Here is a 13,877-nt window from a genome sequence, read left to right as displayed (position 1 = left end):
TGCTCAGGCATCTGCTGCCTGAGGCGCGCCTGCGGCGCTGTTTACTTCGCTTACATCGAGTAATACGGTCAATTCATGGGCCAGGGCCCGCTGCACTTCGGCCAGCGGCGCCGAAACGCCCATGCTGCGCATGTCCACCGTCTTCAGGCCGGAATAACCGCAAGGGTTAATCCAGGAAAACGGCGCCAGGTCCATCGCCACGTTGAGCGATACGCCATGGTAGGTGCAGCCGTTGCCGCGCACCTTCAATCCCAGCGCGGCGATCTTCGCACCCTTGCTTGGTCCGCCGGCGATATAGATGCCGGGCGCGCCATCGATGCGCTCGCCAGCAAGATTATACGCCGCCAGCACATTGATGATGGCTTGCTCGATTTTATGCACGAACTGGCGCGCATACAGCTTGCCGCCCGGCTTGTTGCGGCGCAAGTCCATCAGCAGATAAATCACCACCTGGCCGGGGCCGTGGAACGTCACTTCGCCGCCGCGGTCCGTCTGCACCACGGGGATCGCGTCCGCGCCGGCCAGCAGATGGCCGCGGTCGGCCGCCAGGCCCAGGGTGAACACGGGCGGATGCTCGACGATCCACAGTTCGTCGCGCGTGTCCGTCGTGCGCGCGTCGGTAAAGGCGCGCATGGCGGCAAAGGTCGGCTCGTAATCGACGCGGCCCAGCTCGCGGATCAGCGCCGCTTCGGTTCGGGTGGTGGTCATGACAGATTCTGTAATCAGCTGCCGGCGCCCTGCGGACGCTGCGGCGAAGCCGTGATTATAAGCCAGGCCGCCGTTTCATTCAGCCCCGGGCACAGGCAACAGCAGCAAGCTGCCCAATTTTTGTGCAGCGTGGCGCACCTGGGCCAGACTCAGCGCCGTGTAGCCGAGCAGCACGGCGGGCGCCAGCCTGGCGCTACGGCAAAAGTCACCGAGCGGCTGCAGCGCCAGCCCCTCCTGCGCGGCGCGCGCGCAAAACGCCCGTTCGTCGGCATCCTGCGGCAGCCACAGCACGCAGTGAAAGCCCGCCTGCTGGCCCGAAATCGTGTAACGGCCTGGGGCGACCTGCTCCAGGCAGGCCAGCAGCAGGTCACGCCGCTCCTTGTAGGCAAGGCGCGCCTGGCGCAAATGGCGCACGAAAGCGCCTTCCTCCATCCAGGCGGCCAGCGCCAGCTGTTCCGTCACGCCCACGGAACGGCCCGTCAACTGCACGATGCGCAGCAGTTGCGGGCGCAAGGGGGGCGGCAGCACCATGAAGCCCACGCGCAAGCCCGCAAACAGGGTCTTATTAAAACTGCCACAGTAGATCACGCGCTGGTACTGATCCAGTGCCTTCAGGGCTGCCAGCGGTGCACTGTGGTAATTGAATTCACTGTCGTAATCGTCTTCCACCACCCAGGCGCCGCTGTCATTCGCCCATTCCAGCAAGGCCAGGCGGCGCGTGACGGACATGGTCACGCCCAGCGGCGACTGGTGCGCCGGCGTCACATACGCAAGGCAGGCGTCGGTGTGCACAGCCAGGGCGGCGCAATCGATGCCCTCGGCGTCGACGGGAATATCCATGGGCATGGCGCCCGCCAGGGCGAACAGGGCGCGCGCGGCCGGATAACCGGGCTCTTCCAGGCAAACCTTGTCGCCATCGCGCACGATGCCGCGCGCCAGCAAGTCGATCGCGTGGCGGATGCCGGTGGTGACAACGATATCTTGCGGGTCGCAGCGGATGCCGCGGTACTTGGCGAGGAAGTCGGCGATCTGCTGGCGCAGCTGGGGCAGGCCGGCCGGATCGGCACTGCACAACTGCTCCGGCGTGGCGGCCGCCAGCGCCCGTGTGGCGCACTTGGACCAGGCTGCCATGGGAAACAGGCTGGCGTCGGCGCGCCTTGCCACGAAAGGCAAGCCGTCGCGCACGCCCGTGTCCGGAGCGGGCGCGGGCACGGCGGCCGGTGCGGCCGGGGTGGCATCGGCGAAGCCTGCCATCAGGAAGCGTTCCGGCACCACGGCGCACACGCGCGTGCCGGAGCCGGGCACGCGCGTCACATAGGCTTCCGCGTGCAGGCGGTCGAACACGGTTTCGATGGTGCCGCGTGATAACTCCCACCGTTCGGCCAGGGTGCGGCTGGACGGCAAACGGCTGCCCGCCGGCAGCATCTTCGTCAGGATGGCCGAGCGCAGCGCTTCATACGCGCCATCCTGCTTGTTGACGCCCGCCTTGGCTAGCCAGCTAGTGGGACGAGGCAAGTCCAGGGCGTGCGGTGATTTTCCTCGCGGCATAATGATGATCGTCCAAGTGGTCCAATGAATTTTCTGATGACTGGCACTTCGCATTACACCACAACAATTCTACTCTCTCCGTTCTGGTGCGCCAGCGGGGCGCACGCTTGCTAGGATCGTGTAAAAACCAATGCAGAAACAACTCGCTTTATGGGCCTGGGGCGGCATCGTGCTGCTGCTGGTCTGCCTCTCGCGCATCAGCATCGACATCTATTTGCCTTCGCTGCCGGCCATGGCCGATGCCCTGCATGCCAGTGATGCCCAGTTGCAACTGACCCTGAGCCTGTTCATGGCCGGCTCGGCCGCCTCGATGCTGGCTTGCGGGCCACTGGCCGACCGTTACGGACGCCGCCCCGTGCTGCTGGCCGGCACGGGCATTTATGTGCTCGCCAGCATCGCCTGCACGGTGACCTCCGACGTGCACGTGCTGATCGCCGCGCGCGTGCTGCAGGCGTTCGGCGGCTGCAGCGGCACCATCATCGGCAGGGTGATGGTGCGCGACCGCTTCGATACCGCCACGCAGGCGCGCATGCTGGGGAGAATATCGATGGTGATGGGCCTGTCGCCGATACTGGCGCCGCTGGCCGGCAGCGTGCTCGACGCGGCCTTCGGCTGGCGCGCCGTGTTTGGCACGTTGTGCCTGCTGGGCGCGCTGTCGCTGTGGCTGATCGCCGCCTACGTGCCGGAAACGAAACCCGCCGACGCCGTGCCACAGGGCAATACCCTGGCCTTGTACCGCCGCCTGCTGGGCGACGCGTATTTTCTACGCTATGCGCTGGCCATCGCTTGTGTGTATTGCACGTATTTCCCCTTCATCGCGGAATCGTCCGTGCTGTTGCAAAGGGGCATGCATCTGTCGCCGCACGCGTATGCGCTGGTGTTCGCGCTGACGGTCAGCGGCTATATCGCGGGGTCGAGCCTGTTCCGCGCCCTGGGGCCGCGCCTGGGCGCCGATTACCTGCTGGGCGTGGCGGTGCTGATCAATGTGGCGGGCGCGGCCAGCTTGTTGCTGGCAGGCAGCCTGGCGCCGCAACACGTGGCGTCGCTGGTAGCGCCCATGCTGCTGGTGATGGTGTCGGTGGGCATGGCCATTCCGGCCTGCCAGCTGGCCGTACTGCAGCCGTATGGCGCCCAGGCGGGCAGCGCTTCGGGCCTGTTCTTCTTCATCCAGATGCTCATCACGGCCGCCTGCGGCGCCGTCATCGCCGCCATCACGGATGGCAGCGAAAAGCCCCTGCTGTGGGTGACAGCAGCGGCCAGTGGTGCCTTTGCCGCCGTCTGGCTGCTCACGAAGAGCAGGGCCAGCGTTGCGGCAGCAAGCCTTACATGACGATCTTGACCATCGGGTGGCCCGACAGCGCCATGTACAGGGCATCGAGCTGCTCGCGGCTGATGGCGCGCACGGTGACGGTCAGGCCCGTGTAATTGCCCTTGCCTGATGGGCGCTCTTCCATGCGGCCCACGTGGAAGGTCGGATCGTGGCTGATGACCAGTTCCAGCATCGTCGGCGCGAAGTCGACATGCGTCGGACCCATGATCTTGATGGGAAAATCGCTCGGGTATTCGATCAGCGATTCGCTGGGAGGAATCGTGACTTCGGTGGGTGGGGTGGTTTGCATGGGAAATCCTATCAGTGCCGGTCAGAACAGGCGGCGCAGCGCATAGCGCGCGGCGGCTGCATAAAGACGTATTGTAGCCAACTTTGGGGGCGGATGCGCCCGTCGCCATGGCGCCAGGGGCGCGGAAAAAAAAAGCCAGCTTGGTAAGCTGGCGAAAACTATTTCGTTTGGACAAAATAGCCGGAAAAATCGGTGCTGTCACACGCTGGAGTAGCAGTGGTTCTACTATAGAAAAAACACAGCTGCTTTACCTCAGGCATGTGACGAACTGCCGCTTTCTCGGCATGAACGTCGATACGGCGCGACAGGCGGCCCGGCCGTCAACGCTCCGCTTCCTGCATCCGGCCATTGCGGCCGGGACCGCCGCGGTCATTGCCCCTGTCATTACTGCGTTCACGTGGCGGCCCGCCGCGTTCGCCGCCACGCGCCTCCTGTGCCGGACGCGCGGCGGGGGCCGGCATCGGCGGCGGCGCGGGCCGCGGCTGGGCCACGGGCGGCGGCGCAGGCACGGCAGGCGGCGGCGCCGTCTGCCGCATTTCGCGGCGGGGCTCACGCTCTCCGTGCTCCCAGCGGTTACTGTCCGGGCGTGACTGCGGCCGCTCCCCGCCATGCCACCCGGGGCGGCCCACCTGGTCTTGCACAGGGGGCAAGGCCGGCATCGCCGGCATCACGGGCTGGGCCGGCACCGGCGGCTGTTGCGGCTGGGCCGGCACGGGCGGCCGGTTCGGCTGCATGGGACGCGGCGCCAGGTGCGTCTGGCCATCGTCCGTCTGCAAGCGGCCAGGACGGTTGACCCAGTCGCGCCGGACACCGCTATCGCCGCGCGGCGCATCCAATGGACGCTGCCAATTGCCGGCCGGCGCAGGCGCCGTGCTCAAGGGCAAACTTTGCATGACGGGTGGCGGCATGGTGGTGCGGTTGCGCCGCGGCACGTCGACCGTGCGCTGCGCGCCAAAACGCTCGCCAGGCAGCATGCTCATGCCTTCGCGGCGTTCGCGTTCGCCCGACACGGAGCGGCGTCCCTCGGCCATGCGGTTGATGCGGCGTTCATAGTCCGCGCTGGCGCGGTAGCCGGGCACATAGCGGTCATGCGGCGACAGGGGAAACCAGCCCACGCCAGGACGCGGGCCCTGCTGCGGCGCGCGACCTCCGCCCACCCAGCCCACCAGGGCTGGTGCCCAGGGCACGCGGCCGCGCTCGCGGCCCGGCGCCCAGCCCCAGCGCTGGCCCAGCAGCACCCAGCGGCCGTAATGCGATGGCGCATAGCCCCAGGGCGCATTGTCGACCCAGGTCCAGCCCCATGGGGCGATCCACGTCCAGCGCCCGTCGCTGTAGGGCGCCCAGCCGGCCGGTACCGCGCTGGGCAGCCAAAGGGGTCCATATTGCGCATCGTCCTGCCAGGCGCCGTAGCGGTCCAGCTCCTCATAGCCAGTGGTATCGTCCGTGACATAGCGCAAGGCTGGCGTGGCGACGGGCACGGCTTCGGGCCATTGGTCGAAGGCGATCCTCTGCACGGCGCCCGTGCGCAATTCCTCGTCCGTCAACTCGGCGCGCTTGCCTGCACGCAAGGTCACGCTACCCGTCGCGCCATCCACGTCGGCCACCCCTTCGAGTACGCTGACGACGCTGGTGCCGAGCTGGCGCCCTGCCTCGATGCGCACCCAGCCCGGCTGGCTCAGAGTCACGCGGGCCTGGGCGGTGGTCAGTTCGAAGCCGCGCAGCGCATCGGGATTGCGCACGCGCACGCTGACCGTGCCATGGCTGAGGTGCAGTGTGAAATGGTCGTCATCAAGCTCGCTCACTTCCAGCTCGGAATCGCCATCGAGGCGCACGGCGGCCGCGCCCACGCGAAGTTCCGCCAGCGCGCCGCGCATGGTGCTGAGCCGGTTATCCGTCGTGACGGGCCAGTTCAGCAGGGCATTTTGCGCATCGCCATCGCCGGCGCGCACCAGCACCTGCCCTTCGACGGTGGAAATGCGGCCCACGCGCGCTGGCGGATCTTCGGCGAGAGCCAGCGAGCACGCCGACGACAGCAGCACGGCGCACACGGCGCGCAGGAAGGGGAAAGGCAGGGTCGGACGCATGGCAGCGCTCCAGGCAGGACTTACAAGGATGACACGCTATCGATTACATCCGCATCGGGCGGGCATCGCAAGCGGGCTTACAAATGTTTGCATCTTGGTTTGCATGTTGCCTTGGCTCAGGACGCCGCCTGGCTGCCCCGCTTGACGAAGAACAGGGCCGCGCCAACGGCCATCAGCAAGCCGCCAAAGAAGCGGTTCTGCTTCTTCACGGCCTTGGCATCGCGGAAAAAGCGCTGCATCGACGAAGCCAGAAAGGCGTAGCTGTGCATGACGATCTGATCGATCGTGCACATGGTGACGGCCAGGATCAGCAATTGCGGCAACAGCGGTGCCGTGGGGCTGATGAATTGCGGCAGCACCGCCACCATGAAGATGATGCCCTTCGGATTCGTCACGTTGGTCAGAAAACCCGTCAGCACGCGCCGACGCATGGAAGGCACCACTGCATCGGCGTGCAGGTCGCCCGTCACCGCCACCCTGGCGCGCCATTGCGACAGGCCCAGGTAGATCAGGTACAGCGCGCCCACCGTCTTGACGATATTAAAAGCCACTTCGGAGGCCAGCAGCAGGGAACCGACGCCGGCGCCCGCGATGCCCAGCACCACCAGCAGCCCCAGTTGCAGGCCGAGGATGGTGGCGCTGGCCTTTTTCACCCCGTAGGACAGGCCGTGCGACATCGACAGCACGGCGCCCGAGCCGGGCGAGACAGCGATGATGGAAGCGGCGATGACAAAGGTGATCCAGGTGGCAAAGTGCATGCGGTATCCAAAAATGGTGATGAGGAGTAATTTTAACCCGGCCTGTGCGGCCCTGCCGGCCATCTCTGGGGTAAGATCGCAGGCACGCTTTATCTACACCTTTGCGACGCTTTTCCTTACCGTACAACCAAGAATAACATCATGAAAAACAACACTTTCCTCTCTCCAGTATTTCCTGCCACCACTGCGGGAGCGCGCTGAGATGGCCGGCTCCAGCCTGCTGGCCCTGCTCGACGACATCGCCAGCATCCTCGACGACGTTTCTCTGATGACCAAGGTGGCCGCCAAGAAGACGGCCGGCGTGCTCGGTGACGACCTGGCCCTGAACGCGCAGCAAGTGGCAGGCGTGCGCGCCGAGCGCGAACTGCCCGTCGTATGGGCCGTCGCTATCGGTTCACTGAAGAACAAGGCCATCCTCGTGCCCGCCGCGCTGGCCATCAGCGCGTTTGCGCCGTGGGCCATCACGCCGCTGCTGATGGTGGGCGGCGCCTACCTGTGCTTCGAGGGCTTCGAAAAGATCGCCCATCAATACCTGCATCCGGATGACAGCCACAAGGCTGAACTGGCGCAGGCGCTGCGCGACCCGCAAGTCGACCTGGTCGCACTGGAAAAGGACAAGATCAAGGGCGCCATCCGCACTGACTTCATTTTGTCGGCGGAAATCATCGTCATCGCCCTCGGCACGGTGGCCGCAGCCACCTTCGCCGAGCAGGTGGCCGTCGTCGTCGGCATCGCCCTCATCATGACCGTGGGCGTGTATGGCCTGGTGGCCGGCATCGTCAAGCTCGATGACGCGGGCTTTTATCTGGCCGCGCGCAAGGGCACGGGCGCGCTGATGGACGGCGTGCGCGGCTTTGGCCGCATGCTCGTGTCGGCGGCGCCGAAATTGATGAAATTTCTCTCCATCGTTGGCACCCTGGCCATGTTCATGGTGGGCGGTGGCATCTTGACGCATGGCTGGCCATGGGCCAGCGCCATGCTGCACCACGCGGAAGAAGCCGTCGGCGGCGTGGCCGGCATCGGCCCCGTGCTGGGGGCCGTCACGCCCAGCCTGATCAATGCGGTGGCCGGCCTCATCGCCGGTGGCCTGGTGCTGGCAGGCGTCACGGCCGTGTCGGCTTTATTGCGCATGGTCAAATCAAGCAAATAAGCTTTCTGGTCTGATGGGGCGGCAGGCGCATCCGTGCCTGCCGCCCCGGCCATGCCGGCGGCGCCTGCCTGCCCATGGAGACCCTATGCAGACTTACCCCATCCAACGTCCCAGCAGCGCCTTTATCGGCGCCTCCTGGGCGGCCCTGCTGATCGGCATCGTCACTTACCTGTCCGGCCTGTGGAACGCCACGATGGCCCTCAACGAAAAGGGCTATTACTTCACCATCCTCACTTACGGCCTGTTCGCTGCCATCTCGCTGCAGAAATCCGTGCGCGACCGTAGCGAAGGCATCGCCGTGACCGGCATGTATTTCGGCCTGTGCTGGATTTCCGTGCTGCTGGCCTTGCTGCTGCTCACCGTCGGCCTGTGGAATGCCACCCTGCAAAACAGCGAAAAGGGCTTTTATGCCATGGCATTTCTGCTCAGCCTGTTTGCCGCCGTGGCCGTGCAAAAAAATGTGCGCGATGTGGCGCGCGCCCAGGCCACCACAACAGCCGACGCGCCGGGAACTTAAGCCCCAGCGACGCGTCTATCTCTATATCCATATCGGGAGTGGGCGATGAGCGACCAGCAGAAACGTTTGCAGATGGCGCTGGAGGCGGCGCACATGGCGATCTGGGATTCGCGCATCGTCGCTGGCCGCGTCATCGACGGCACGGTCATCTGGTCGGCCAGGGGTGCAGCCCTGCTAGGCTTGGGGGAGCGCGCCCTGACACATTCCTTCCACGCTTTCCTCGACTGCGTGCATGCCGATGACCGCGACAAGGTGGTCGGCGTGCTGCAGGACGGCGTGCGCCGGCGCGCCGGCTACGCCCTGCAATACCGTGTCGTCTGGCCCGACGGCAGCGAACACTGGCTGGCGGCCAAGGCGCAGGTCTTCATGGACGGCGGCGGCCATCCCGAGCGCACCCTGGGCATCGTCTGGGATGTCACCGAACACATACTGCGCGAACTCATGATCGCCGAACGCAAGGAACTGGCCGAAGTGACGCTCAGCTCCATCGGCGACGGCGTCATCACCACCGATCCGCAGGGCAAGACGCGCTACCTGAACCGCGTGGCCGAGCAACTCACGGGCTGGAGCAACCAGTTGGCCGAGGGGCTCGACATCCTGGAAACGCTGTGCCTGGTCAATGAACACCCGAACCAGCCGCTCGAGCACGTCGCCATCAAGTGCCTGCGCCAGCGCCAGGCCATCGGCATATCCACGCACACGCAACTGATCACGCGCGAAGGCCGGCGCATCGCCATCGAAGAGTCCGCCGCACCCCTCTGGTCGCGCGACGGTGAGATCCTTGGCGCCGTCGTTGTGTTTCGCGATGTCAGCCACGAACGCAAGCTGAGCCAGCAATTGTCGTGGCAAGCCACGCACGACGCCCTGACAGGCCTGATCAACCGACGCGAATTCGAACACCTGGTGGCCGGTGCCCTGCATACGGCCAAAGAAGACGGCCACGCGCATGCACTGCTGTACCTGGACCTGGACCAATTCAAGATCATCAACGACACCTGCGGCCACGCCGCCGGCGACGTGCTTCTGCAACTGCTGGCCAAGATGCTGCAGGGACAGATGCGCGACAGCGACATCCTGGCGCGCCTCGGCGGCGACGAACTGGGCGTGCTGCTGCCCCACTGCCCGCTCGAGCATGCGCGCCTGATCGGCGAACAGCTGCGCCAGTCCATCCGCGAATTCCGCTTCGCCTGGGACGAACACAGCTTCGAACTGGGCGTGAGCATAGGCATCGCGGAAATCAACCAGGACAGCAAGTCCATGAGCGAGCTGTTGAGCGCCGCAGACCAGGCTTGCTGCCTGGCCAAGGAGCAGGGCCGCAATCGCCTGCACGTGTACCAGGAGTCCGACGTCATGCTGGCGCAGCGGCATGGTGAAATGCTGTGGATCTCGCGCCTGAACGAAGCGTTCGCACACGATTACTTCCGTCTGTACGCCATGCCCATCGTGCACCTGCGCGACAGTCCGGAACGACATGACGAAGTGCTGATCCGCATCCGCAACAGCCAGGGCGACCTGATACTGCCCGGCGCCTTCATTCCCGCCGCCGAACGCTACGACATGATGCTGTCCATCGACCGCTGGGTCATCCGCGCCGTCTGCCAGCATATCCAGAGCGTGCGCGACAGCCTGCCGCCTTTGGCCGCGCTGGCGGAAAGCCGGCGCCGCACACCGGCCCTGTATTCCGTCAACCTGTCGGGCATGTCGCTGGCCGACACGGGCCTGCAAGACTACATCACGGGGCAATTCGTGCAGTACGCGATTGCGCCCGAACAAATCTGCTTTGAAATCACGGAAACGGCTGTCATCGCCAACTTGCCCAAAGCACAAGTATTCATGCACCAGCTCAAGGCCATGGGCTGCCGTTTCTCGCTCGACGACTTCGGCAGCGGCTTTTCCTCGTTCGCTTACCTGAAAGCGCTGCCCGTCGACTACCTGAAAATCGACGGCGTCTTCGTGCGCGGCATCGCCACCAATGCCATCAACCGCGCCATGGTCAAGGCCATCAATGAAGTAGGCCACGTGATGGGATTGAAGACGGTGGCCGAATACGTGGAAAACGCGGAGACGCTGGCCATCATCCGCGAGCTGGGCATCGACTACGCGCAAGGCTACGCCGTAGGCAGCCCGCAGCCCCTGACGGCAGGCATCGATTAGCCACCGCCGGCAACCAGTAACTTTAAAACAATGCCGCATTGCTATCGCTAAATGCGTGCGAGCACGACCAATCTGGAGGATTTTGATCTACATCAATAAATTTGCGCAAGCGACTCCTTACACTGATCTCCATTCTTGCAATCGTGCAAGTCTTACTCACCAATGAGCTCTTTAACTGATCAGGAAGCCGCGACCATGCGCCAAAATTTGCCAGTGACTAACCGTGAAGTCCTCGTCTTGGACGATCAGGCCATCGTGTCGAAAACGGATATGAACGGCAATATCGTGTATGTGAATCCCTACTTCAGCCAGGTCAGCGGCTTCAGCGAGGCAGAGCTGATCGGATCGCCGCAAAATATCGTGCGCCACCCGGACATGCCGGCCGAGGCGTTTGCCGACCTGTGGGCTTCGATCCAGGCCGGCACGCCGTGGACGGGCCTGGTCAAGAACCGTTGCAAGAACGGCGACTTTTATTGGGTACGCGCCAACGTCACGCCCATCCGCGAAGCGGGCAAGACCATCGGCTACATGTCGGTGCGCGTGAAGGCCGACAAGGATCAGGTCAAGGCGACCGAGGAAGCCTACGCGGCCATCCGCAACAAGGAAGGCGGCAAGATTGTCATCAAGAACGGGCAAATCGTGCGCCCGGGACTGGCGCACCTGCTGCACAACCTGACACACATGTCGCTCAACTTGCGCATCTGGGCCGCCACGTCCATCGTCAACTGCCTGCAGTTGCTGGTGTGCGTCATCAGCCTGTTCGCCAGCGGCGGCAAGATCACCAATTACGCCATCTTCGGCGCCACCCTGTTCGGCTTCCTGATCAATGTCTTCCTCTGGTACACCTTGCGCATGTCCGTGCTCAAGCCGCTGGGCAAGGCCCTGAATGGCGCGCGGGCAATTGCCGCCGGCGACCTGTCGGGCAGTTTTGAAACGGACAGCACGGATGAAGTGGGGCAATTGCTGCGCGCGCTGCAACAGATGAACAGCAACCTGATCGCCACCATCCGCGATGTGCGCATCAACGTGGAAACCATGGCCGTGGCCACCAAGCAAATCGCCGTCGGTAATATGGACCTCTCTGGCCGCACGGAATCGCAGGCGGCCAGCCTGGAAGAGACGGCCTCGAGCATCGAGGAATTCTCGTCGACGGTGAAGCAGAACGCGGACAACTCGGTGCAGGCGAACGAGCTGGCCGTGGCCGCCTCGAAAGTGGCCGTGCAGGGCGGCGAGATCGTGGCCGAAGTGATCACCACCATGGACGAGATCAATACTTCGTCGAAGAAAATCGTCGACATCATCGGCCTGATCGAAGGCATCGCCTTCCAGACGAATATCCTGGCCCTGAATGCGGCCGTGGAAGCGGCCCGCGCCGGCGAGCAGGGCCGCGGCTTCGCCGTGGTGGCGGGCGAAGTGCGCAACCTGGCGCAGCGCTCGTCCGTGGCGGCCAAGGACATCAAGCAACTGATTGAAATTTCCGTCGGCAAGGTGGGCGCCGGCATGCTGCAGGTGAACCGCGCCGGCGCCACCATGGAACAGGTGGTCAGTTCCGTCAAGCAGGTGACGGCCATCATGCAGGAAATCTCCATCGCCTCGCGCGAACAGAGCATCGGCGTCGACCAGGTCAACCAGGCCATCGCCCACATGGATCAGGTGACGCAGCAAAACGCGGCCCTGGTGGAAGAGGCCGCCGCCGCCGCCACGCGCCTGGCGGAAGAAGCAGCGAGCCTGTCGCAAGCCGTGAGCCTGTTCAATTTCGGCAAGATGCCGCCACCGCGCCGCGTCGCCATGCCTGGCGGCAAGGGAGGCGCCGCGAACACTGGCAAACCCGCCGCTCTGAAACGCCTGGCCGCCTAACACCTTTCAATACCTTACACACATCATGCCTACACTACTCAGCAGTGCTTCCGCCGACCTGGACGCCGTCGTCGAATTCGACCCGGTCATCATCGGCAAGATGAGCCAGTCCGGCCCCCGCTACACGTCCTATCCGACGGCCGACCGTTTCACTGCCGACTTCGGCTACGGCAATTTTCTCGAAGCGCTGGCTGCGCTGCGCATGCGCGGCGGCCGCCGTCCGCTGTCGCTGTACGTGCACGTGCCGTTCTGCGACACCCTGTGTTACTACTGCGCCTGCAACAAAATCATCACGAAAGACCGCAGCAAGGCCGCCACCTATCTCAGCTATCTGAAACAGGAAATCGCCATGCAGGGCAAGCTGTTTGCCGGCATGAACCAGATCGAACAGCTGCATTTCGGCGGCGGCACGCCCACTTACCTGAGCGAAAAGCAGATGGATGAGCTGATGCTGCATTTGCGCCAGCATTTCGAGTTCGCTTCCGATGAAGACGGCGAGTATTCGATCGAAATCGACCCGCGTACCGTGTCGCGCGAACGCGTTTTTTCGCTGCGCGCACAAGGTTTCAATCGCATCAGCCTGGGCGTGCAGGATTTCGACGCCGACGTGCAGAAGGCCGTCAACCGCATCCAGCCGGAAGCGGAAACGGTGGCCATCATGCAGGCCGCGCGCGACGCCGGTTTCCGCTCGATCAGCATCGACCTGATCTACGGCCTGCCCAAGCAAAGCCTGGAGACCATGACGGAAACCTTGCGCAAGGTCATCTCCGCCAGCCCGGACCGCATCGCCCTGTACCACTATGCGCACATGCCGCACCTGTTCAAGCCGCAGCGCCGCATCCTCGACGCCGACATGCCCGACAGCGCCACCAAGCTGGCCATGCTGGGCCTGTGCATCGCGCGCCTGACGGCCGCCGGCTATGTGTACATCGGCATGGACCATTTCGCCAAGCCCACGGACGACCTGGCCGTGGCGCAACGGCAGGGCCGCTTGCACCGCAACTTCCAGGGCTATTCGACGCGCGCGGAAGCAGACCTGATCGCCTGCGGCGTGTCGGCCATCAGTTCCATTGGCGCCGTCTACAGCCAGAATGAAAAAACGCTCGACGCGTACTACGAAAAGCTCGACGAAGGCGTGCTGCCGATCGCGCGCGGCATCAAGCTCGATACGGACGATTTATTGCGCCGCATCATCATCCAGATGCTGATGTGCAATTTCGAACTGTCGATCGCCACCATCGAACAAGCGCATCCCGTGAAGTTCCGCAGCTATTTCGCAGCCGAGCTGGAAAAGCTGCGCGAACTGGCGAGAGATGGCTTGCTCGTCATCGAGGAAGACTGGCTGACGGTGACGCCGAAAGGGCGCTTGCTGATCCGCAATATCTGCATGGTCTTCGACCGCTACCTGACGCAGGCCCGCGCGAACGCGGCGCCGGACGCAGTGCAGCCGCTGCGCTACTCGAAAACGGTGTAACACTTCCC

Annotated in this window: 11 protein-coding genes; 6 read left to right on the top strand and 5 right to left on the bottom strand. The window is 64.3% G+C overall.

Features of this window, described 5'->3' with window-relative positions:
- Positions 1-3: 3 nt before the first annotated feature.
- The gene (gene lipB, locus C8C89_RS04695; RefSeq protein WP_101483289.1) at positions 4-708 is read right to left on the bottom strand and encodes a lipoyl(octanoyl) transferase LipB; all 705 of its coding nucleotides are present in this window, start codon (positions 706-708) and stop codon (positions 4-6) included.
- 75 nt (positions 709-783) lie between these two features.
- Entirely contained in the window at positions 784-2,256 is a 1,473-nt protein-coding gene (locus C8C89_RS04690) for a PLP-dependent aminotransferase family protein (RefSeq protein WP_133989015.1), read from the bottom strand.
- A 130-nt stretch (positions 2,257-2,386) separates the two neighbouring features.
- Here C8C89_RS04690 and C8C89_RS04685 point away from each other — a divergent pair, with 130 nt between their 5' ends.
- Positions 2,387-3,586 (top strand): multidrug effflux MFS transporter, encoded by a 1,200-nt coding sequence (locus tag C8C89_RS04685; RefSeq protein WP_101483291.1) that lies wholly within the window; start codon positions 2,387-2,389, stop codon positions 3,584-3,586.
- Here C8C89_RS04685 and C8C89_RS04680 read toward each other — a convergent pair.
- From C8C89_RS04680 to C8C89_RS04670, 3 genes are all read right to left on the bottom strand, one after another.
- Positions 3,579-3,875 carry a DUF493 family protein gene (locus C8C89_RS04680; RefSeq protein ID WP_070223235.1) on the bottom strand — a complete coding sequence of 99 codons (297 nt, stop codon included), beginning with the start codon at positions 3,873-3,875 and terminating at the stop codon, positions 3,579-3,581. The genes C8C89_RS04685 and C8C89_RS04680 overlap by 8 nt on opposite strands.
- A gap of 320 nt (positions 3,876-4,195) precedes the next feature.
- The gene (locus tag C8C89_RS04675) at positions 4,196-5,959 is read right to left on the bottom strand and encodes a DUF6600 domain-containing protein (protein ID WP_133989014.1); all 1,764 of its coding nucleotides are present in this window, start codon (positions 5,957-5,959) and stop codon (positions 4,196-4,198) included.
- A gap of 116 nt (positions 5,960-6,075) precedes the next feature.
- Positions 6,076-6,717, bottom strand: a complete 642-nt coding sequence (locus C8C89_RS04670) for a LysE family transporter (protein WP_101483293.1) — start codon at positions 6,715-6,717, stop codon at positions 6,076-6,078.
- Between the two features lie 202 nt (positions 6,718-6,919).
- On the opposite strand from C8C89_RS04670, the gene C8C89_RS04665 reads away from it, so the two are divergent.
- The 5 genes from C8C89_RS04665 (at position 6,920) to hemN (ending at position 13,869) form a co-directional block, all read left to right on the top strand.
- Positions 6,920-7,867, top strand: coding sequence for a DUF808 domain-containing protein (locus C8C89_RS04665; protein ID WP_101483294.1), 948 nt, complete (start codon positions 6,920-6,922; stop codon positions 7,865-7,867).
- An 85-nt stretch (positions 7,868-7,952) separates the two neighbouring features.
- Positions 7,953-8,384, top strand: a complete 432-nt coding sequence (gene yiaA / locus C8C89_RS04660) for an inner membrane protein YiaA (protein ID WP_101483295.1) — start codon at positions 7,953-7,955, stop codon at positions 8,382-8,384.
- A 45-nt stretch (positions 8,385-8,429) separates the two neighbouring features.
- On the top strand, positions 8,430-10,538 hold the full coding sequence (locus C8C89_RS04655) for an EAL domain-containing protein (protein WP_133989013.1): 2,109 nt from the start codon (positions 8,430-8,432) through the stop codon (positions 10,536-10,538).
- A gap of 195 nt (positions 10,539-10,733) precedes the next feature.
- Positions 10,734-12,395 (top strand): PAS domain-containing methyl-accepting chemotaxis protein, encoded by a 1,662-nt coding sequence (locus C8C89_RS04650; RefSeq protein WP_101483297.1) that lies wholly within the window; start codon positions 10,734-10,736, stop codon positions 12,393-12,395.
- A gap of 25 nt (positions 12,396-12,420) precedes the next feature.
- Entirely contained in the window at positions 12,421-13,869 is a 1,449-nt protein-coding gene (gene hemN / locus C8C89_RS04645; protein ID WP_101483298.1) for an oxygen-independent coproporphyrinogen III oxidase, read from the top strand.
- Positions 13,870-13,877 lie beyond the last annotated feature (8 nt).

The sequence above is a fragment of the Janthinobacterium sp. 75 genome (assembly GCF_004365495.1).
Lineage (GTDB): Bacteria > Pseudomonadota > Gammaproteobacteria > Burkholderiales > Burkholderiaceae_D > Janthinobacterium.
Note: the sequence above shows the minus strand (reverse complement) of the source record. Positions and strands in the feature narration are given on the sequence as shown.